The sequence below is a fragment of the Pectobacterium atrosepticum genome, from assembly GCA_019056595.1.
In the GTDB taxonomy this organism is placed as follows: domain Bacteria; phylum Pseudomonadota; class Gammaproteobacteria; order Enterobacterales; family Enterobacteriaceae; genus Pectobacterium; species Pectobacterium atrosepticum.
In genome coordinates, this window is the sequence record CP036163.1 from 1890604 (window position 1) to 1912076 (window position 21473).

At 50.0% G+C, this 21473-nt stretch carries 20 protein-coding genes and 1 pseudogene; 17 read left to right on the forward strand and 4 right to left on the reverse strand.

The genetic code is table 11. From position 1 onward, the window contains the following. Positions 1 to 19 precede the first annotated feature (19 nt). Entirely contained in the window at positions 20 to 976 is a 957-nt protein-coding gene (locus tag DCX48_09210) for an EamA/RhaT family transporter (protein ID QXE14660.1), read from the forward strand. On the opposite strand, the gene DCX48_09215 is transcribed toward DCX48_09210, so the two are convergent. Beyond that, entirely contained in the window at positions 973 to 2235 is a 1263-nt protein-coding gene (locus tag DCX48_09215; protein QXE14661.1) for a diaminopimelate decarboxylase, read from the reverse strand. The two genes, DCX48_09210 and DCX48_09215, sit on opposite strands and share 4 nt — an antisense overlap. Before the next feature lie 135 nt (positions 2236 to 2370). On the opposite strand from DCX48_09215, the gene DCX48_09220 reads away from it, so the two are divergent. Beyond that, positions 2371 to 3294: a LysR family transcriptional regulator gene (locus DCX48_09220; GenBank protein QXE14662.1), complete on the forward strand. Its 924-nt coding sequence runs from the start codon at positions 2371 to 2373 to the stop codon at positions 3292 to 3294. A 26-nt stretch (positions 3295 to 3320) separates the two neighbouring features. On the opposite strand, the gene DCX48_09225 is transcribed toward DCX48_09220, so the two are convergent. Continuing rightward, positions 3321 to 4229, reverse strand: a complete 909-nt coding sequence (locus DCX48_09225; protein QXE14663.1) for a LysR family transcriptional regulator — start codon at positions 4227 to 4229, stop codon at positions 3321 to 3323. Between the two features lie 107 nt (positions 4230 to 4336). On the opposite strand from DCX48_09225, the gene DCX48_09230 reads away from it, so the two are divergent. From DCX48_09230 to pspG, 7 genes and pseudogenes are all read left to right on the forward strand, one after another. Further along, positions 4337 to 5218: an MBL fold metallo-hydrolase gene (locus tag DCX48_09230; GenBank protein ID QXE14664.1), complete on the forward strand. Its 882-nt coding sequence runs from the start codon at positions 4337 to 4339 to the stop codon at positions 5216 to 5218. After that, positions 5206 to 5862, forward strand: coding sequence for a DsbA family protein (locus DCX48_09235; GenBank protein ID QXE14665.1), 657 nt, complete (start codon positions 5206 to 5208; stop codon positions 5860 to 5862). Before DCX48_09230 ends, DCX48_09235 begins: the two co-directional genes overlap by 13 nt. Positions 5863 to 6055: 193 nt before the next feature. Further along, a complete protein-coding gene (locus tag DCX48_09240; protein ID QXE14666.1) occupies positions 6056 to 6349 on the forward strand; it encodes a hypothetical protein in 294 nt (97 codons plus the stop codon). A gap of 113 nt (positions 6350 to 6462) precedes the next feature. Then, positions 6463 to 7198 (forward strand): annotated as a pseudogene (locus DCX48_09245) (hypothetical protein). Between the two features lie 271 nt (positions 7199 to 7469). Then, positions 7470 to 9161 (forward strand): DUF262 domain-containing protein, encoded by a 1692-nt coding sequence (locus tag DCX48_09250; GenBank protein ID QXE14667.1) that lies wholly within the window; start codon positions 7470 to 7472, stop codon positions 9159 to 9161. A gap of 346 nt (positions 9162 to 9507) precedes the next feature. Further along, positions 9508 to 10530: a tRNA dihydrouridine(20/20a) synthase DusA gene (gene dusA, locus DCX48_09255; GenBank protein QXE14668.1), complete on the forward strand. Its 1023-nt coding sequence runs from the start codon at positions 9508 to 9510 to the stop codon at positions 10528 to 10530. A gap of 166 nt (positions 10531 to 10696) precedes the next feature. Further along, positions 10697 to 10969 carry an envelope stress response protein PspG gene (pspG, locus tag DCX48_09260; GenBank protein ID QXE14669.1) on the forward strand — a complete coding sequence of 91 codons (273 nt, stop codon included), beginning with the start codon at positions 10697 to 10699 and terminating at the stop codon, positions 10967 to 10969. A 447-nt stretch (positions 10970 to 11416) separates the two neighbouring features. On the opposite strand, the gene DCX48_09265 is transcribed toward pspG, so the two are convergent. Both DCX48_09265 and DCX48_09270 read right to left on the reverse strand, forming a co-directional pair. Beyond that, positions 11417 to 12805: a cytochrome P450 gene (locus DCX48_09265; protein QXE14670.1), complete on the reverse strand. Its 1389-nt coding sequence runs from the start codon at positions 12803 to 12805 to the stop codon at positions 11417 to 11419. Between the two features lie 320 nt (positions 12806 to 13125). After that, positions 13126 to 14112, reverse strand: a complete 987-nt coding sequence (locus DCX48_09270; protein QXE14671.1) for a quinone oxidoreductase — start codon at positions 14110 to 14112, stop codon at positions 13126 to 13128. 180 nt (positions 14113 to 14292) lie between these two features. Between DCX48_09270 and dnaB the strand changes: the two genes are divergently transcribed. The 8 genes from dnaB (at position 14293) to DCX48_09310 (ending at position 21390) form a co-directional block, all read left to right on the forward strand. Continuing rightward, positions 14293 to 15699, forward strand: a complete 1407-nt coding sequence (dnaB, locus tag DCX48_09275; protein QXE14672.1) for a replicative DNA helicase DnaB — start codon at positions 14293 to 14295, stop codon at positions 15697 to 15699. A 41-nt stretch (positions 15700 to 15740) separates the two neighbouring features. Further along, positions 15741 to 16823 carry an alanine racemase gene (gene alr / locus DCX48_09280; GenBank protein QXE14673.1) on the forward strand — a complete coding sequence of 361 codons (1083 nt, stop codon included), beginning with the start codon at positions 15741 to 15743 and terminating at the stop codon, positions 16821 to 16823. Further along, on the forward strand, positions 16816 to 17484 hold the full coding sequence (locus DCX48_09285) for a hypothetical protein (GenBank protein ID QXE14674.1): 669 nt from the start codon (positions 16816 to 16818) through the stop codon (positions 17482 to 17484). The genes alr and DCX48_09285 overlap by 8 nt, the downstream gene beginning before the upstream one ends. A 163-nt stretch (positions 17485 to 17647) precedes the next feature. Next, positions 17648 to 17977, forward strand: a complete 330-nt coding sequence (locus DCX48_09290) for a hypothetical protein (GenBank protein QXE14675.1) — start codon at positions 17648 to 17650, stop codon at positions 17975 to 17977. Positions 17978 to 18102: 125 nt separating this feature from the next. Then, entirely contained in the window at positions 18103 to 18582 is a 480-nt protein-coding gene (locus DCX48_09295) for an Lrp/AsnC family transcriptional regulator (GenBank protein QXE14676.1), read from the forward strand. Positions 18583 to 18836: 254 nt separating this feature from the next. Beyond that, positions 18837 to 19451 carry a YitT family protein gene (locus tag DCX48_09300; GenBank protein ID QXE14677.1) on the forward strand — a complete coding sequence of 205 codons (615 nt, stop codon included), beginning with the start codon at positions 18837 to 18839 and terminating at the stop codon, positions 19449 to 19451. Positions 19452 to 19514: 63 nt separating this feature from the next. After that, the gene (locus DCX48_09305) at positions 19515 to 20708 is read left to right on the forward strand and encodes an aspartate/tyrosine/aromatic aminotransferase (protein ID QXE14678.1); all 1194 of its coding nucleotides are present in this window, start codon (positions 19515 to 19517) and stop codon (positions 20706 to 20708) included. Between the two features lie 184 nt (positions 20709 to 20892). Continuing rightward, entirely contained in the window at positions 20893 to 21390 is a 498-nt protein-coding gene (locus tag DCX48_09310) for a M48 family peptidase (protein ID QXE14679.1), read from the forward strand. The last annotated feature ends 83 nt before the right edge of the window (positions 21391 to 21473 follow it).

Below are 21473 nucleotides of genomic sequence, written 5' to 3' on the forward strand. Positions count from 1 at the left end.
ACTGACAGGCAGGAAAAAGATGACACCACAGACTCGCGGCACGATAGAAATGGCTATCGCGATGATCATTTCCGGTACGGTTGGCTGGTTCGTCCTGACGGCAGGGCAACCCGCGATGACAGTGGTTTTCTGGCGCTGCGCGTTCGGCGCATTGACGATGCTGGTGGTATGCGGGCTATTGGGCTTATTGCGGCGAGGCATCATTAACAGGAAGCAGACCGGCATTGCCGTACTCGGCGGCCTGGCGCTGGTACTCAACTGGACGTTGCTGTTTGGCGCTTACTCACAGGCGTCTATTGCCGTCGCCACCGTGGTTTATCACACGCAGCCCTTTATGCTGGTGGGACTTGGCGCGATCTTTTTCAGGGAAACACTGACCCTCAACAAAACCTGCTGGCTACTGTGCGCCTTTGGCGGCATCGTCCTGATCGTCAGCGCTCAAACAGGGGCTGACAGCGATGACAAAGACTATCTGTCTGGCGTACTGATGGCACTGGGTGCGGCATTTTTTTATGCCGTAGCAGCCGCCATTACGAAAAAGCTCTCAGGGATCCCGCCGCACGTGCTTGTGCTGATACAGCTACTCGTTGGCGTTGTTGTTCTTGCCCCCTTTGCCGCTATTTCCACCTCTCCGACAGTGTCGCAATGGGGAATTCTCGTGGCTATCGGCGTGATCCATACCGGCCTGATGTCGACACTGTTATACAGCGCGATCCAGAAGATCCCGACCGCGCTGGTTGGCGCACTGTCGTTTATCTATCCCGTCATTGCGGCGCTGGTCGACTGGGCAGCCTTTGGACATAAACTGGATGGGATGCAGCTTGCCGGAGCGGTTGCGATTCTGCTGTCCGCCGCAGGGATGACGTTCGGCTGGCGCATCAGGTTCAACCGACAAGGGAATAATCTGCGTCATGCACCACGTTCAGGGGAAAAGCAGGACGCCTTTCCCCCGACACAGTCGAACCATGTCGATTAAAGCGCTTCCAGCGCCAGCAGCTCTTCCAGCGTTTGGCGACGGCGGATCAAGCGCGGTTCGCCATTTTCAAACAGTACCTCTGGCAGCAACGGACGGCTGTTGTAGTTAGAGGACATAGATGCACCGTACGCACCGGTGTCATGGAAGACCAGATAGTCGCCAACTTGCGCATCCGGCAACGAGAAAGTTTCCACGCCACCGCCCGCCTGCTGGGTAAACACATCGCCGGATTCACACAGCGGCCCCGCAATCACACTGTCGCGCAACGTGGACTGGCTGATATCGCGGCCATCGCCCGACAACAGAGAAACATGGTGATAGCTGCCGTACATCGCCGGACGCATCAAATCGTTAAACCCAGCATCAACCAGTACAAAGTGGCGGCTGCCCATGGATTTTATCGCTCGAACTTCCGCTACCAGCACGCCAGATTCAGCGACCAGGAAACGCCCTGGCTCAATTTCCAGCGTAATGGGATGACCGAGATGCGCAGCAATTTTCTCACGCGCCGCGTTCCACAGCCCGTAATAGTGTTCAGTATCAATCGCTTCTTCACCGTGACGATACGGAATCGACAGCCCGCCGCCCGCTGAAATCGCCTCGATATCCTGACCCAGCTCAACGACCTGCTGCACCATCGCCTCGCACACCTGCTCCAGATGGCCGTAATCGACGCCAGAGCCAATATGCATGTGAATTCCCACCAGCTTCAGCTGATAGCGCTGAATGTGCGCCAACGCCAGCGGCAAATCGCCGTACCAAATACCGTGCTTACTGTTCTCGCCACCGGTGTTAGTTTTCTGGCTATGACCATGACCAAAACCCGGATTCACGCGCAGCCACACCGGATGCCCCGGCGACTGCTGCCCAAGCTGTTCCAGCATATCGACCGAACCGGCGTTCACCGGAATGTTCAATTCGGAAACACGTTGCAGCGTCGGGCGATCCAGCAGATCGGCAGTAAAGACGATCTCGTGAGCATCGGTGCCCGGCACAAATCCTGCGATCAGAGCCCGTTCAATTTCCCCCAGCGATACCGAATCGACTTTCACACCTTGCTCATGCATCAGGCGCAAAATGTGCGTGTTGGAACACGCCTTCTGTGCGAAGCGAATCGTATCGAATTGGCGCAGTTGGGTGATGCGATTAACGATAGTCTGGGCGTCATAGGCCCACACCGGGCAGCCAAAACGGACAGGCAGTTCACGCAAACTTTGCGCGTTGAGAGCGTGTGTTACGTCATTCAGATCATGAGGCATAAATAATTACCGATTTACAGGGTTAAGCGTGATTGAACATCACTATAAAAATAACCTTAAAGGTAAACAAATATCGTTTTAGGCAGACTTTATTCATTTCTGATATGGTTTATCTCAATGAATCGAGGAGGCGATATGGCAGCAATATCCTTACGACACATCGAGATTTTCCATGCGGTCATGACCACGGGTAATTTGACGGAAGCAGCCGCGTTGCTGAACACGTCGCAGCCGACCGTTAGCCGCGAGCTGGCGCGCTTTGAGAAACTGATTCAGATGACGCTGTTCGAGCGGCTGCGCGGCAGGCTTTACCCGACAGCACAGGGGTTACAGCTGTTTGAAGAAGTGCAGCGTTCTTATTATGGATTAGATCGGATCATCAACGCCGCCAGCGATATTCGCCGTTTTCAGCAGGCTCAGCTTTCTATCGCCTGTCTGCCCGTGTTCTCACAGTCGCTACTGCCTGATGCCTGCAAGCCGCTGCTAGTGCGCTACCCACTGCTTAATCTGCACATTATTCCGCAGGATTCGCCACTGCTGGAAGAGTGGCTGTCCGCGCAGCGTCACGATCTAGGCTTAACGGAAAATAGCCTCACGCCAGCCGGTACAGAACGACAAACATTGATGCTGTTAAATGAAGTCTGCGTGCTGCCTGTCGGGCATCCGCTGGCGCAAAAATCCGTGCTTACGCCGCAGGATTTTGCCAATGAACCTTTTATTAGCCTGTCGAGCGCCGACAGCTATCGCCAGTTGCTAGACACGCTGTTTCAGGAACAGGGCGTGTCGCGCCGGATGGTGCTGGAAACCCACAGCGCAGCGTCGGTGTGTGCAATGGTACGGGCGGGTATTGGGCTTTCGATCGTCAATCCACTCACTGCGTTGGATTACGCGGTGTCTGGCGTGGTCGTGCGGCCTTTTAGTATTGATGTGCCTTTTACCGTCAGCCTGATTCGTCCTCTGCACCGCCCGGCTTCGTCACTGGTCGATACTGTCATTGATCAACTTAAACAGTACGCCGCAGGCGTGCCTTCGCGTCTAGAACAGGTTTTGCAGCAGTGACGATCCGATCTTGATTTGCTCACTTATCACTGTGTTAACCCCCGCCAGCGCGGATCGTGAGCAAACCATTCCACCAGAAAATCCAACAGAGTACGCAGCGCGGTTGGCATCTGACGGCGTGACGTGTAGATGCCATAAATCCCCATCATCTGTGGACGATATTCCGGTAACAGCGCCACCAACTGCCCACTGGCGAGATAAGACGTCACAGAATAGCGCGGTTGCAGCGCAATCCCTGCGCCTTCCAACGCGCCCGACAGCAGCACCAGCGATTCATTGCCACTGAGGTTTCCGCTTACCGGTATCGTAAATTTTTCATCACCACGGGAAAAATGCCACAGGCTTTTGCCAAAATAGGTGTAGGTCAGGCAGTTATGGATAGAGAGGTCAGTCAGCTGTCGTGGAATACCGTGCTCATTCAGATAAGAGGGGGAAGCACACAATACTGACTCACAGTTTGCCAGCGGTCGAGCGATCAGATTGGGATCCAACTCGTTGGTAATGCGCAGCGCCAGATCGATACGTTCCTCGACCAGATTCACCGATCGATTATTCATTTGCAGATCGATAGCGACCCGAGGATGGCGTCGTAGGAAAGCGGTTATCGCTATACCGAGAGCCCCCTGCGCCAGCGACTGCGAGCAACTGAGACGCAACAAGCCGCTTAGCGTGGCATCATCGGTATTGGCCTCGACGCGCATGTCCGCCGTCAGCGCCAGCATCTCCCGGCAGCGCACCAGCGTTTTTTCACCCGCATCCGTCAGACTCAGCTTGCGCGTGGTGCGATGTAATAATCGCGCCCCTGCCCATGCCTCCATTTCCGCTAGATAGCGTGTCACCATCGCCCGAGACATGTCTAGCGTCTCTGCCGCCGCAATCATGCTACCGCGGTCTATAATAGTCACAAACACTTCAGCAGCCGTAATGCGATCCATAAATTAGTCCGTTTTATGCAACAAACAATTGCCATTTTTGCGGTTTTTCGTACGATTAATGCAACATAACATGAAGCCACTTTCTGTCATACCCGTGGAGTATCACCATGTCTAAATCTATCGCTTTTACCGTATCTTTACTCGCTGCATCGCTGGGCCTGGCGTCTGTTGCTAACGCCGCTGAGTTAAAAATCGATGTGTTTAATCCAGGTGAAGCCAGTGTATTCCCCGTTTCCTCTGAAATTATCAGCGGCGATAAAGAAGTCGCCCTGATCGATGCCCAGTTCCAGCGTAACGATGCCCAAACGCTGGTTGATCGCATCAAAGCCACCGGCAAAAAACTGACCACCGTCTATATCAGCCACTCCGACCCTGACTACTACTTCGGTCTGGACGTGATCAAAGCCGCATTCCCAGACGCTAAAATTGTTGCGACCCAAGCAACCATCGACGCCATCAATGCGAGCAAAGACGGCAAAGTGGCACACTGGGGCCCCGTTCTGAAAGAAAACGCGCCGAAAGAAATCGTCGTTCCTCAACTACTGGCAGGCGATAGCTTTACCGTTGACGGCAAAAAACTGGAAGTGAAAGGGTTGAAAGGGCCAACGCCGGATCGGACTTTCGTCTGGATCCCGTCGCTGAAAGCCGTTGTCGGCGGTATTCCCGTGTCTGCGAACATCCACGTCTGGCTTGCTGATACCCAAACGCCAGAATCTCGCGTTCACTGGCGTGAAACGCTGAAATCTATTGAAGCGCTGAAGCCGACCACCGTCGTACCGGGCCATTTCATCGCGCCAACGGATTACACCTTGAAGAACGTGACGTTCACGCTGCAATATCTGGATACGGTGGAAAAAGAGCTGGCGAAAAGTAAAGATTCTGCCGAGCTGATCGCCGCAATGAAGAAACATTATCCGACACTGAAGGAAGAATCTGGCCTTGAACTGAGTGCCCAGGTCCTGAAAGGTGAAATGAAGTGGCCACAGTAAGACTGCATTACATTTACGATCCCTTGTGCGGCTGGTGCTACGGCGCCGCCCCACTCGCGCTAGCGGCGCAGGAAATCGACGGGTTGGAACTGATCCTCCACGGCGGCGGTATGATGACGGGCAGCAATAGCCGAACCATCACCCCAGAGTGGCACGATTATGTGATCCCGCACGATCGCCGTATAGCGCAATTGACCGGGCAAACTTTCGGGGAAGATTATTACGAAGGGCTGCTGCGCGACACTAGCGTTGTACTGGATTCCGCGCCGCCGACGGCTGCCGTGCTCGCTGCGGAAGCGATGGATGACAAAGGCATGGAGATGTTGCACCAGATTGAGCGGGCGCACTACGTTTCCGGACTTAAAATCGTCGATGCCGCCGTGCTGCGTCAGTGTGCGGAAGAAATCGGTCTGGATGGCGACGCCTTCTGCACGGAATTCGCCTTTATTCAGGCAGAAGCGCTGTCCAAGCATATCAACGCCAGCCGAGAATTACTGGCGAAAGTGCGCGGACAAGGCTTCCCCACGTTTGCGCTAGAAGATGCCAACGGGAACTTCCAGCAAATCCCAGCGGCAAACTACCTCGGTCAGGTAGAAACGTGGCGCAAGGTGCTGACACAGATGGTAAACCGCGCAGCCGCATAAGCGTTCTCATCGACCTTATCAAGGGAGCAAGCCAACAGTTTGCTCCCTTTGTTTTTTCGTTCCTGATACCGGCTGTATCTCATACCCTTAAACCGCTAAAGTATTTCCTTCGTGATAAATCAGCGTGCTACCGCGTTTATTCATCAATCTCGTTGAGGATGCGCAACGTAGTCAATAACGGAAGCAAATTACCATGAAATTAAGCCACAGTTTTAGCAGCGCATTAAGAACCTTCGCCTATTTCATGGCTAGCGGTACCCAAAATACGCTCGAAGGCATTGATTACCTTTCACTGTACGGTGAAGAGCCCAGCGCGTTTGAACAGGTCTTCGCGATCTACGCCAATGTGTTAGAGCTGGATGAAGATGGCAACGTACTGAACGCCAAATATGCCGAAAAACGAGCTACAGACTATTTACGACAATACTGCGACCCCAGTTTCACCGTTGAACCCCCTTATGAAGACTGGGAAGTTGAGCTGCATTGATTTATCCAGAGGACGTCTTCAAATGAAAAGCGCTGTTGACCACCAGCAGAATAAGATATGTGATACGTTATTTTAAATTTCAATGTCATCCTTTTTCTTTTGAGATCATTTACATGAATATAATTTACCCCAGTGATTACTTCGATAGTTCAAAAGCGGATGAGATTTTTGAGGCGGAATATCATTCTGCGAAAGAAAGTGGCTTATCGTGTCTATTGTTATCCACACAACATGCATCCAATGGAAAAGACAAATTTTCAAAAGGCTTTGAACTGAACGCACCTGTCATTTGGCGAGGCAGGATGCTCAAATCGGATGAGTATAAGAGTTTGAGCAATGCGGTGGATCAAAATGGCCGTAACATGCTCGTATCCTTAGAAGACTACCTCTCAAACCATCATATTACGGGATGGTATAAATCATGTGAGAAATACACGCCGGACACACTTTTCCTAAAAGAAGGTGATGGCTTCGAGCAGATTATTAACCAGCTAAAATGGCCTGCTTATTTCGTTAAAGACTATGTTAAATCGCTAACCACATCCAGAGTCTCTATCGCTACAAATGCTGAAGAGATCCAAGAAATAATATCCTCTATTAAAAAATTTCGTGGAAACATTGAGGAAGAAATTAGCCTAAGGAAGGTTGAAGATATTATAAAAACCAGTGAAAGACGCTATTTTTATTTAGAAATAACGTGTATTCTTCTGACGACATTGTTCCTGATCTTGTTGTTGAAATAGCACAGAATATCAGTTCACCCTTTTCTCGATTGATATGACTGAAAACGTTTCTGGTGATCTTCGCCTGATAGAAATTGGTGATGGACAAGTCTCTGACACCAAATAATGGAGCATCAATAAATTTATTAACATATTTATTAAATCAGAGTTTGGCTGATGATATTTTTACTAATCTCATACTTAATCTGACAAAATACTTAGTGCTAGGAGCGTAATTTACTGGTATTTTTATTAAATAATTATCCATGACATAAATACAGATTCTTCACTTTTAAATTGCCTTATACTTTAACAAGATGGTAAAGATTTGGCCGGATCAATATACATTACTTAGTACTCATAAAGTCAAAAAAACCATATCGATAAAGGATTATAGGATGTCAAAAAATATTACAGGTGCTGAATATTCCCTATCTAAAATATTCAGTTCAGATTTTGACTATGAAATACCACCTTATCAACGACCGTATGCTTGGACACCCGAAGAGGCTGGCGAGTTGTTTGATGATTTGAACGATTTTTATCACTACGAAAAAGAAGAAAGTTACTTTCTTGGTAGCATTGTACTCATCAAGCAAGAGAACAAACCTCATTCCCAAGTCATTGATGGTCAACAGCGTTTGACGACACTGACGATTTTAATCGCAGCACTTACTTCATTAATTGACGATAAAGAGGCTAAAGATGAATGTTTTTCTTATATTCAAGAGCCGGGCAAACGTCTACAAGGCATTCCAGCTAAACCTCGTTTAGCGCTGCGTCAGCGTGATAGGACGTTTTTTGCAACAACAGTTCAGGCACTCGAATTTGAAAATCTTGCAAATATTGACACTGCCCAATTAGAGAATGAATCGCAAGTTAATATTCAACTGAATGCTTTATTGCTACAAAAGAAATTACAGCAGACATTTTCTAATACAGAAACCTTAATCAATTTTGGTGTTTTTTTGATGACACGCTGTTTTTTGGTGGCAGTGACATCACCAAGTCAGCAGTCTGCATTCAGGGTATTTTCGGTACTGAATAATCGAGGCATGGATTTACTACCGTCCGATCTGATAAAGGCTGATGCAATCGGTAAAATTATTGAGTCAAAACGCGATATATTCAATGACAAATGGGAAGAAATTGAAGTCAATACCGGACGAAGTGGGCTAAATGATCTTCTTACCTACATTCGAATGATATATGCTAAAACTAAAGCAAAACGAGTATTATTAGAGGAGTTCAAAGAGCATGTTCAATCAAAAATAAATGATCCTGAAATTTTGATCGATAAGGTAATTTCACCTTATGCAGATGCTTACTTGATAGTACGAGATAGCAACTATGTTGCATCTACGAATGCAGAAAATGTTAATCAGATTTTGTATTGGCTTAATCGAATAGATAATTCAGATTGGCAACCAGTTGCCATCCAGTTCTTAGCTAAATTTGGTTCTAATAGTTCTGCTTTTTTGGATTTCATGTTCCGTTTAGAGAGGTTAGCTGCAAAATTACATATTTGTTCAGCTAATATTAATGAGCGTATTGATCGGTATGCAAAAGTACTTACTGAGTTAGAGACATCTTCACGCCCCAGTATTGAATCAGTAAACTTGTCTATTCAGGAAGCAAATGATTTTATTAAAGAAATTGATGGAAACATTTATTACCTGACAGCTCGAAGACGTAATTATATTATTTTACGCGTTGACTCATTTTTGACGGATAAAGCTGCAAAATATGATCACTCTATTTTGACTATTGAACATGTACTCCCACAGACTGTGGAGGACGGGAGCGAATGGCAAGCTAATTGGCCTGATGAGGAGCAACGAGAAATATGGACGCACCGTTTAGCTAATCTTGTCCCCTTAACACAAAGACGAAATTCCCAAGCATCAAATTTTGATTTCTCACGTAAAAAACAAGCGTACTTTGTGGGAAGCAGTGGTGTGTCATCATACATTTTAACAACTCAAGTGTTAAATGAGTCTGAATGGATACCGTCGGTTCTGGAAAGACGACAACTAAACTTAGTTGAATTATGTAAGGAAAACTGGAAGTTAGATGTGATATTTTCATAAATTAATAGAATTGAACAGATTCGTGGCTCTGTAAACTGACCTTCTCTCATTAACTAATATAAATATCTGCACGACCTATCAGCCTTTGCTGGTAGGTCTGCTCATATCTACCTGATTGTATCTCTGTATGCCGCTCAGTTCTTATTACCGACAGTCAAATTTAATCGTGTTCGAACACAGCTAAGCCAATACACGTAATAGGTAGCCAATAGCGTCATAATTCATATTTATTGAACTCCGATTATCGCGCATGCGGGGCGCATGTTCCCTGTGCTATAGTCGGACGCCAGCAAAGATAACCTCAGACAACACCGCCAGAAACACACGAAACGATGACTGACAAACCATGACCGACGTAAAATCAGATAAAAACAACACAATATCCGCCGACTCTCGCGCCTCTAGCCTTAACCGCTTTTCCATCGCGCCGATGCTCGACTGGACCGATCGTCATTGCCGTTACTTCCTTCGCCAGCTGACTAGCCAGACGCTGTTGTATACAGAAATGGTGACGACTGGCGCGATTCTTCACGGAAAAGGTGACTATCTGGCCTACAGCGAAGAAGAACATCCGCTGGCGCTGCAACTCGGCGGTAGCGATCCGCAAGCGCTGGCGCAGTGTGCCAAACTGGCAGAACAGCGCGGCTATGATGAAGTTAACCTAAACGTCGGTTGTCCGTCTGACCGTGTGCAAAATGGCCGTTTCGGCGCCTGCTTGATGGGCGACGCGGCGCTGGTGGCTGACTGTATCAAAGCGATGAAAGACAGTACCTCAATTCCGATTACGGTGAAAACCCGCATCGGCATCGACGATCAAGACAGCTATGAATTTCTGTGCGAATTTATTCAAACCGTAGCCGAACGCGGCGAGTGCGATACCTTTATCGTCCATGCGCGCAAAGCCTGGCTATCGGGCCTTAGCCCGAAAGAGAATAGGGAAATTCCACCGTTAGATTATCCGCGTGTTTACCAGCTCAAGCGTGATTTCCCAGCACTGACTATCGCTATCAACGGCGGTGTCAAAACGCTGGAAGAAGCCAAAATGCATTTGCAGCATCTCGACGGCGTGATGATGGGGCGTGAAGCCTACCAAAACCCCGGAATTCTGGCGCAGGTTGACCGCGAACTGTTTGGTATCGATGCCGCCACGCAAGATCTGGCTGGTGTAGTACGATCCATGTATCCCTACATCGAGCGTGAACTCTCTGGCGATGCCTCTTTAGGCCACATCACGCGCCATATGCTTGGCATGTTTCAGGGCATCCCCGGCGCTCGTCAGTGGCGACGCTACCTGAGCGAGAATGCCCACAAACCTGGAGCAGATTCTGCAGTGGTAGAACGTGCGCTGGCGTTGGTTAATCTGGTTTAAAAAACACTAATAGTTAGTATTTTTCATCAACACTCTTTTCTTTCTCTTCCTCGCGTCGCTGATAAATCAATCACTTATCAGCGACGCATCTTGGCACGATTCTTGTTATAGCTTATGTAGCACGCAGACTCATTTTTCTGCGGTTTAACCGCTACAGGAGCGCACCATGTTGGAAATTTTCTTCGTTATTGGCTTTTTTATCATGCTGATGTTGACGGGCGTGTCACTACTGGGCGTGATTGCAGCACTGTTTGTAGCGTCCCTTTTTATGCTGATTGGTGGGCTTTTTACTATGGCGATAAAAGTGTTGCCATGGCTGATTCTAGCTGTCGCAGCCGTGTGGCTATGGCGCAAGTTTAGCGGGCGACCTGTATACGACTCGCACCGTAATACCTATCGGAAAGACACCTACCGCCAGCGCAATCGAAATGAGTGGTAATGCCAGAAAAGGGAAAAACCTGAATTACGCGCGAAAATGACGGGCAATACCGTATTTAACACGACCTTGTTTTAGTAATACTTTGTATTCGCTCTACTTTATTTTAATACGATCTGTTTTAGTACAAAAGTGTGCGCCAGCAGATATTTTTTCCCTGATCTGGCTGCTAGGATGACGCCACAGCTTGACACCCTATTGCCGTTTAAAGGGTGACCATGCTAAGTGGCAAACAAGCCACACAATTTCATCATCGTCAGGGAAATAATAGCCGCACAGCGGCACTTTCGTGACGATCACCATGCTGTACCCTACATACAGTCTGATGAAATTAGAACGGCCAAGGCCTTTCAGGCAATAATACCGACTCTTCACGAGTCGGTATTATTGTCAGGTTCTACTTCTCAGCAACAACCTTCACCTCAGCAGACTCACACCACACCAGCCTCACTACTGTTGCAGCTCGCGTTTATGTAGCTTCACGCGAAAACCTGATGGCGTCACCGTAAAAGCAAAGCTCTCGGTGACTGCCGACGCAACCTGCAGTGCCTCTACGTGAAACCCGCTACACAGCGCGTGAAAACCCAGTTTGATCTCCATTAATGCCAGCGACCGTCCGGGGCACATACGCGGCCCGCCGCCAAAGGGCTGGAGATCGGAAAAAGCCGCCTTTCCGCGCTCAAGCCACCGCTCAGGCATGAAATCATAGGGCTGCTGAAATAGCTCGTCATTGAATCCGCTCGCATTCAGCATTAGCAGTAGAGGCGTGCCCTTTTTGATCAGGAAATCATCAATGACGGTGTCTCTGGTTGGCTCAAGGTACAGCAACGGCGCGACGGGCTTAAGCCGCATCGATTCATACATCACCGCAGTAAGCCAGGCCATACGCGGCAGCGGCCACGGAAGGATCGCCCCAACCCCCTCAGCCGCCTCTTTACACTCCTGAAAAACGCACTCTTCTACCGAAGGCGCCGAGCAAAGTAAAAAACTCATCCAGGTAAGCGTATTCGCCGTCGTGTCCTCCCCTGCAATAAGCAGCGTAATCGCATTCGCCACAATATCGTCGTCTTTCAGCGTCCCGTCTTTTTGCTGCTCAGCGAGCATCACTTGCAGCATATTTTCAGGCGCCTCCAGTAACTGCGGGTTCAGTTGGATGCGTTGCCGCTGGCGAGAAATAAATCCATCAACATATTCGCGAATCAGGTTCAGACTTGCATCAAACTGCTTATCTCGCGCCCTCCGGATGTAGCGCCATACGGGTATTGGGGACTCGCAGCGCTCATGAATGATGGGAAATAAGTGACGTAAGCTTTGCGATAGCGGGTTATCGCCTTGTTCGAGGGTATTAACGTCTTCGCCAAAAGCCAATAATGACGTGATATCAACCGTATAGCGCTTAAATTCATCTACCAGAGCAATCGCTTCTCCAGCTTCAGCCAGCATCGTAAAACGCTCAGATAATCGAGACGTAACCTTCCTGAGGCTGGAGTAAAAATACTTTAGATGGGCGGGCTGAAACATCGGCTCCGTCAGTTTTCGTTGGAGTTCCCACCGTTCCCCTTCAGATGAGAAAACCCCGTTTAACCCGGCTTCCTGAAAAACAGATTCAATGCTGCTGATGCGCCGAAACTCGTCGGGACGGGATTTCATTATGGTGCGAATCCATTCCGTGTCGGCAATCACTACCGCTGAACTAAGCCCCAGCCTTAATCGGAAAAAACAGCCATATTGCGCTTTCCACCGCAGCATCTGTAAGTGGATGTCACTTCGTTTTAAGTAATCAACATGCCCGAGAACACCTCGGGTTGGGGGCATTGGCAGGCGTTTGATAGATCTCATATTCGCATCCTTCTTTATGTATGTTCAAAAGCAGATGAATACATCACCTGTGAAAACAACAATCGAGATAGCGAAGAGGTATAGAAATGCAGACAACAAGCAAAACAGAGAATTTGGATGAACGTCGGAGCCTATTTTTTCGTCAAATCCTACAGAGAGGTGTTTAAAAAACAAACATGTTGATTTGGTTTTTTTGTTAATAAGTAAGACTACGGACAGCGGTCTTTTCTTCTACGGAAGGATGCGGCAAATAAACCGAAGCACGGCCAAACGAGGAAAGGCAAGGTTACCGCGACACGCACGATAACCTTCCTAAGTCATTAGCCCGGAATCAACAGGCATGAACCCTGCGTACCGCGACTTTCCAGCGCCCGGTGGGCAGCTTGTGCATCTGCCAGTGCGAATGTCTGATTCTGCGGCACGTCTACAGTAATCGCCCCGCTGGCAATTAATGAGAACAGTTCGTTGCTGGCCTGCTCCAGTTCAGCGCGGTTTGTCACATAACCAAACAGTGAAGGACGGGTCACGTACAGCGACCCTTTCTGGTTCAAAATGCCCAGATTGATACCGGTCACCGGCCCAGATGCATTACCGAAACTGACCATCAATCCGCGACGGCGCAGGCTGTCGAGAGAGGCTTCCCAGGTATCTTTCCCGACCGAGTCATACACGACCGCCACCTTCTGGCCATCGGTCAGTTCTGCGACGCGTTGCGCGATATTCTCGGTACGATAATTAATGGTTGCCCAAGCGCCCGCCTGTTTTGCACGCTCCGCTTTCTCATCGGAACCTACCGTCCCGATCAGCTTCGCCCCCAGCGCCTTCGCCCACTGGCAGGCAATCAACCCAACGCCGCCCGCAGCAGCATGGAACAAGAAGACTTCATTTGGTTTTATCTCATACGTCTGGCGCAGCAGATAGTAAACCGTCAGCCCTTTCAGGAAAGAGGCCGCTGCCTGCTCAAAGCTGATAGCGTCCGGCAGCAACGCAACCTTCTCCGCCACCACGTTGTGCACCTCGCTATACGCCCCTAGCCCAGACTGCGCATACACGACGCGATCGCCGACTTTCAGCACGCTAACACCCGCGCCGACTTTCGTTACGACGCCTGCCGCCTCAGTTCCCAATCCGGAAGGCAAATCGGGTACGGGATACAAGCCGCTGCGAATATAGGTATCGATAAAATTAATGCCGATGGCGTGATTCTCCACCTGAACCTCTCCCGCTGCGGGTTCGGCAGGCGTGAAATCCCCATATTGCAGAACCTCTGGGCCACCATAAGCTCGGAACTGAATGCGTTTTGCCATGTTATCTCCTTAATCGTGACAGGTTCATCGTCTCTCTATAACACATATACCCTAGGCGACTAAACGTAGCCAACGCACATGCAACTTGAAGTATGACGGGTATATTGTGTTATTTCGGACGTGCGGCATATACAATGCCCCCTTATCCAATGGCAAATCAACCGGTAAAGAATCCGTTTCATGGCAGAGAAAAGACCCACCAATAAATCGAATGAGCCTCGTGACCGCCAGATGGAAGGTCTGAAACTTCCGCCACATTCGCTGGAAGCGGAGCAATCGGTATTGGGTGGCCTGATGCTCGACAATGAACGTTGGGATAATGTCGCTGAGCGTGTTGTCGCTAACGACTTCTATAACCGCGCCCACCGCCTGATCTTCACCGAAATGCATCGTTTGCTGGAAATGAGCAAACCGATCGACCTGATTACGTTATCCGAATCACTCGAACTGCAAGGCTCATTGGAATCTGCCGGTGGCTTCGCTTATCTGGCTGAACTGGCAAAAAACACGCCGAGCGCCGCCAACATTGGTGCCTACGCTGACATCGTGCGTGAGCGCGCCGTAGTGCGTGAAATGATCTCCGTCGCCAATGAGATCGCCGATGCGGGCTACGATCCGCAAGGTCGCAGCAGCGAGGATCTACTCGATCTGGCGGAATCCCGCGTATTCCAGATCGCCGAAAACCGCGCTAGCAAAGATCAAGGCCCAAAAAGCATCGACCGTATTCTGGAAGATACCGTTTCCCGTATCGAGCAGCTTTACCAGAAGCCACACGATGGTGTTACAGGTGTGGATACGGGCTATCAGGATCTCAACAAAAAAACCGCCGGTTTGCAGAAATCTGACTTAATCATCGTGGCAGCGCGTCCATCAATGGGGAAAACCACCTTTGCGATGAACCTGTGTGAACATGCTGCCATGACCCAAGAAAAGCCTGTGTTGATATTTAGTCTGGAAATGCCCGGCGAACAGATCATGATGCGTATGCTCGCGTCTCTGTCTCGCGTGGATCAGACCCGCATCCGTACGGGTCAGTTGGACGATGAAGACTGGGCGCGTATTTCCAGTACCATGGGGATCCTGCTGGAAAAGCGCAACATGTACATTGATGACTCCTCCGGCCTGACGCCAACCGACGTTCGTTCCCGCGCCCGCCGCGTGTTCCGTGAACATGATGGCCTGAGCATGATCATGATCGACTACCTGCAATTGATGCGTGTGCCGTCACTGTCGGATAACCGTACGCTGGAAATCGCAGAAATATCTCGCTCGCTCAAAGCGCTGGCAAAAGAATTGCAGGTTCCTGTCGTCGCCTTGTCGCAGCTTAACCGTAGTCTGGAACAGCGCGCCGATAAGCGTCCGGTCAACTCGGATCTGCGTGAATCCGGCTCCATCGAGCAGGACGCCGACCTGATTATGTTTATCTACCGTGATGAGGTTTATCACGAGAACAGCGACCTGAAAGGCATCGCTGAAATCATTCTGGGGAAACAGCGTAACGGCCCGATTGGTTCCGTTCGTTTAACCTTTAACGGGCAGTGGTCGCGCTTTGATAACTATGCCGGCCCACAATATGACGATGAATAACGCAGCGCTCAGCAATGACAACACTGCACTAAGGAACAAGAATGAAAACGGCAACTGCCGTCATTAGCCGGCGTGCGTTACGCCACAACCTGCAACGAATCCGCCAGTTAGCGCCTGGCAGCCAGATCGTTGCCGTCGTGAAAGCCAACGCCTACGGCCACGGCATGATCGAATCCGCTCATACCTTCTGCGACGCTGACTGTTACGGCGTTGCGCGACTCTCCGAAGCGCTGGCGCTGCGTGCTGCAGGCATCACCAAGCCTATCGTCCTGCTGGAAGGCTTTTTCTCCGCCGACGATCTTCCGCTTCTGGTAGAACATCAGCTAGAAACCGCCGTTCACAGCCCCGAGCAGCTTGCCGCGCTGGAGCAGTCCACACTGCCGCAGCCGATACGCGTGTGGATGAAGCTCGATACTGGCATGCACCGTCTTGGTGTTCTGCCAGAACATGCAGACGCGTTTTGGCAGCGCCTGACCGAATGTCGCAATGTGGTGCAGCCCGTCAATATCATGAGCCACTTTTGCCGGGCTGATGAACCTGAGGCCGGAACCACCGAACGTCAACTGGCCTGCTTCGATGCCTTTACACAAGGTAAACCCGGCGCACAGTCCATCGCGGCTTCCGGTGGAATTCTACTGTGGCCGCAAGCGCACCGCGATCGCGTCCGTCCCGGCATTATCCTCTATGGCGTGTCGCCGCTGGATAACGAAGACGCCGCGCATTTCGGCTTCCAACCTGCCATGACCTTTACGTCTCACCTGATTGCGGTTCGTGAACACAAAGCGGGTGAAGCTGTCGGCTACGGCGGCACCTGGACCAGCCCGCGCGATACGCGTCTGGGCGTCGTGGCCGTAGGTTACGGCGATGGCTATCCGCGTTGTGCGCCTGCGGGTACGCCCGTGCTCATCAACGGTCGCGAAGTACCGCTTTCCGGCCGCGTATCGATGGATATGATTACCGTTGATTTAGGGCCTGATGCGCAGGATAAGGTCGGCGATGAAGTCATCCTTTGGGGGCCAACGCTATCGGTTGAACGTATTGCTGCACACACGGGTGCCAGCGCCTACGAGCTGATCACCCGCTTAACACAGCGCACGGCGTTGGAATACGTCGACGGTGAGTAAAAACGGACTGATGGGGTTTTCTCGGCAAGCCAGTGGCTTGCCAACTTTCAGGCTGGTTGTCTACTATGCGGCAAGCTGGCTTGCCGTATCCGCTATCCTGACGCTGTTTGCCCTCATTAACTTCTATACCCTGAAACCTACGGATGTCGGCGGCACGCTGTTTGGCGGTATGTTCGGTGCGATATTCGATCTGATCTACTGGTCTTGTGCTGCATCAGGATTCTGCTTTCTGGCGCTCTTTCAGCTCTCGGGATGGCGCATTGCCTGGATACTCGCCGGGCTAGTGCAAATCGGTATCAGCGTCCTGTGGCGCATTCAATACTGGCAGGCCTATGAAAATGAGGAGCTGATACTTTCTCCGACGACTGGCGAACTGTATGTTTCCATGCTGGTAGGCGTAGCGATGACCACTATCGGCGTCGTGAAGTACCGGCACGCTCAGCACGACCCGATAGATCCTCGCTCAACGCAGACCAAAACAGTTGCCACAAAAACGATCTCCACAAAAACAATCACCGCATTCGTGCTGATCGCGCTTTACCTGGCACTTCCGCTGTACCTCTATCTGCGTGAACCTCTACCCTACTGCGCCTTTAGCCCCAGCGGACAGCTGTTAACGGTATGTTTGGGAGAGAGTGACGAGCGGATCATTGTGGAGTGATGGTATAAAATATCCCCAAACATTAGTCCACTACCTAGGTAAAGCGTCTCTTATTTTTACTCTTCAGATTACTCTAAGCTAAGCATTTTTGGCTCTTAAATGACTATGATTCAGCTCCAAGATACTTCCCATTTTAATGACAGAAAATAAGTAGGAATAAATAATGAAAAAGATGATCGTGCTGACATTTGGAATAATAGCTCTGGCTGGTTGTGCGACAAAACAATATCCCCAAGCAGCAACCGTAACAGGAGAAGAATCAGGGATTTTTGATTGCAAGGCTATAAAACAAGAAATCGCTAAAACCCGCAGCATCCAAAACGAGATCGAATCCACAGGAGAGTTTGATGGTAGAACAGTGCTTGGCGTTCTTGGTGATTTCGGAATAGGTAACGGTATGGCTAAAGGAGAAGCTCGTAAAAAAGCGCAGGCAAGGCTAACTCAGCTTCAAGCATTAGAAACGGTAAAATGCTCGATAAACTCCAATTCCTGACAGATACAAACTAATTTGAATATAGCTGTTTGTAACATATAGCAGCGATAAAAAACTCATAGGCAACGCGGCTTAAAAAGCTGGTAGTCTGTTTGACTGACTACTGACATGGTTTAAGGAACGCGATGTACAACATTGATGATTTCGATCTGAAAATCCTGACGCTGCTACAGACCAACGGTCGCCTGACTAATCAGGAATTGAGCGAACTGGTCGGTCTTTCCGCCTCGCAATGCTCACGCCGCCGCATCGCGCTGGAACAGGCACAGCTCATTCTTGGCTACCATGCTCGCCTGTCACCGAATGCCGTTGGATTGGAATGTCTGGGGTTAATTGAAGTCCGGTTGATCAACCACACCAGCGAATACGTTGAACGCTTTCACCAAATGCTGGGGGAAGTGGATGCGATTATTGACGCCTATAAAACCACGGGCGATGCCGATTATCTGTTAAAAGTCGCCGTCGCGGATCTGCCCGGACTCAGCACGCTGATTAGTCAGATTCTGTCGCAGAACAAGAGCGTCGCACATCTGAAAACCTCAGTGGTATTGAACCGCCTTAAAGAGAACGGTTTGATCACGCCAGAACCGCCTGCGTTGCCCTGAATTGGGGCAATCGCGTCTATTTGGTGCAGAAAAACGAGCAACTCACGCAAAAAATCATAACTTACCGCACGACTCAGCCATTTTTTTATTAAAATCGCACGAATCATGCGTTACTTTCATCGATATAATTCAATACGTTGCTCTTATTACCGTAGGTCTTTCGCGCAAACCAGCCGCTAAGCGGTATCATCTGGTGTGATTCTTGCTTGGGTAAGCACATGTTTTTACGACAGTCAGTCTATCGAGTGCTCACCATGGATAACGTTATTCCCACACAAAAAATATCACATACGTTGCTGGAAGATGTTCTGGCAATACTGATCGGCACGCTGATGGTGTCATTTGGCATCATCCTGCTGCGTCAGGCTGGCACGCTCACCGGTGGCACCGCAGGCATCGCTTTTCTTGTCCATTATCTGACAAACGTTTCATTTGGCGTCGCGTTTTTCCTGCTGAATCTGCCCTTCTATTATTTGGCCGTACGACGTATGGGGTGGAAATTCACGGTGAAAACGTTCAGCGCTGTCGGGCTGGTTTCTCTGTTTTCCGATCTGCATCCGCTGTTCATTCATTTCGATCAGCTCAACCCGTTCTACGCCACGCTGTTCGGTAATATCATCACCGGAATAGGCTTCGTTGTGCTGTTCCGCCATAAAGCCAGCCTCGGCGGCGTTAACATTCTGGCGCTTTACCTTCAGGACAAATATGGCCTGCGGGCGGGGAAACTCCAGATGGGCGTTGACGTTGTGATTGTGCTGACTTCCCTGTTCGTGGTAAGCATACCGATGTTGATTGCTTCGATTCTGGGGGCAACCATTCTGAACCTGATTATCGCGATGAATCATCGCCCTGGCCGTTACGCGGCCTGATTGTCCCCCATCATCGTCGGGGTGCGGTACCCATAAAAATGACACACTCAGGAGAGCTACACTGTGTTTCAAAACGTTGATACCTATGCCGGAGATCCTATCCTGTCTCTGATGGAAAAATTCAAACAGGATCCAAGAGCAGATAAGATCAATTTGAGTATCGGGCTGTACTACAACGAGCAGAATATTATCCCTCAGTTGCGATCCGTCAGCGCAGCGGAAAGCAGCCTGCGGCAGCCTGCTCAGAGCGCGAATTCCTATCTGCCGATGGAAGGGTTACAGCCTTACCGCACGGCTATCCAGCATTTGTTGTTCGGTGAAAGCCACGCGGCGCTGGAAGCAGGTCGCATCGCGACCATCCAGACGTTGGGCGGTTCCGGTGCGCTGAAAGTCGGTGCAGATTTCCTGAAACGCTACTTCCCAGCGTCAGAAGTGTGGGTCAGCGATCCAACATGGGAAAACCATATTGCGATCTTCGAGGGCGCGGGCTTTAAGGTTCACACCTACCCGTATTTCGATGGCGAAAGCCTGGGCGTGAAATTTGATGCCATGCTCGCCACCCTGCAAACGCTGCCAGCACGCAGCATTGTGCTGCTGCATCCGTGCTGCCATAACCCGACTGGTTCCGATCTCACCACCGAACAGTGGGATCGCGTCATTGAGGTTATCATCCAGCGTGAGCTGATTCCGTTTATGGACATCGCTTATCAGGGCTTTGGCCTCGGCATCGAGCAGGATGCGTATGCAATTCGCGCCGTTGCCAGCGCAGGCGTTCCGGCACTGATCGCCAACTCGTTCTCCAAGATTTTCTCACTGTATAGCGAGCGCGTCGGTGGCCTTTCCGTGGTGTGTGACGATGCCGACAGCGCGCAGCGCGTATTGGGTCAGTTAAAAGCGACCGTACGCCGCAACTACTCTTCCCCACCAAATTTCGGCGCTCAGGTGGTTTCTAAAGTCCTGAACGACGTGCAGTTGAACGCCGACTGGAAAGCGGAAGTCGAAGAGATGCGCACGCGTATTCTAAGCATGCGTCAGGAGTTGGTTTCCGCATTGAAAAACGCACTGCCGAACCGCAACGTCGACTACCTGCTCACCCAGCGCGGTATGTTCAGTTACACGGGTTTCAGCCCGGAACAAGTTGACCGCCTGCGTGAAGAATTTGGCGTGTACCTGATCGCCAGCGGCCGTATGTGTATGGCGGGACTCAACCACAGCAACGTCCAACGCGTCGCTGCCGCTTTCGCCGCCATTCAGTAAACCGTAAAATGACAAAGCCACTGATTTAATCGACGTGATAGTGTATAAACTCCGTTAAATCGGTGGCTTATGTTTCCAGCTAACCATCAAAGCAGTACGGTCGGTTCTCCAAATTCGAACTAGCGAGAAAGTACCAATCAATCACCCGTGCTTAACCTGAATTATTCCAACGAATAAAAACACCATGACCCAATTACGCTACCTGAACGGCTACCCCCCAACGATTGTTGCACAAGCGCAGACGCTCGTTGATCAAGGTAAACTCGGCCTCTGGCTGGAAAAAAGATACCCTGACCGCCATCAGATTCAGAGTGATAAGTCGCTCTATCAATTTGTCGCTGAACTCAAGCAGCGATATCTGAAGAATGCACCAGCAATATCAAAGGTGCTTTACGACAATAAACAGAACCCGATAAAAGGGACGCTGGGAACCAATACATTTGTAGCACGCGTACAGGGCGGAAAATTAAAGTCCAACAACGAAATCAGAATAGCGACGTTATTTCGTGACGGGCCAGAAGATTTCCTGCGTATGATCGTGGTACACGAACTCGCCCACCTCAAAGAAAAAGACCACAACAAAGCCTTCTATCAACTCTGCTGCCATATGGATCCTGATTATCACCAGTTAGAATTTGATATGCGAATCTGGCTAAACTGGCGAGAAATAAATGCAGGTTAGATTTCACACCCGCCTTTTATGAGGGTTTGCTTTGACGTTGCGTTAGCCGTATTATTTCTGCGCTGATAATCGATATATTATCA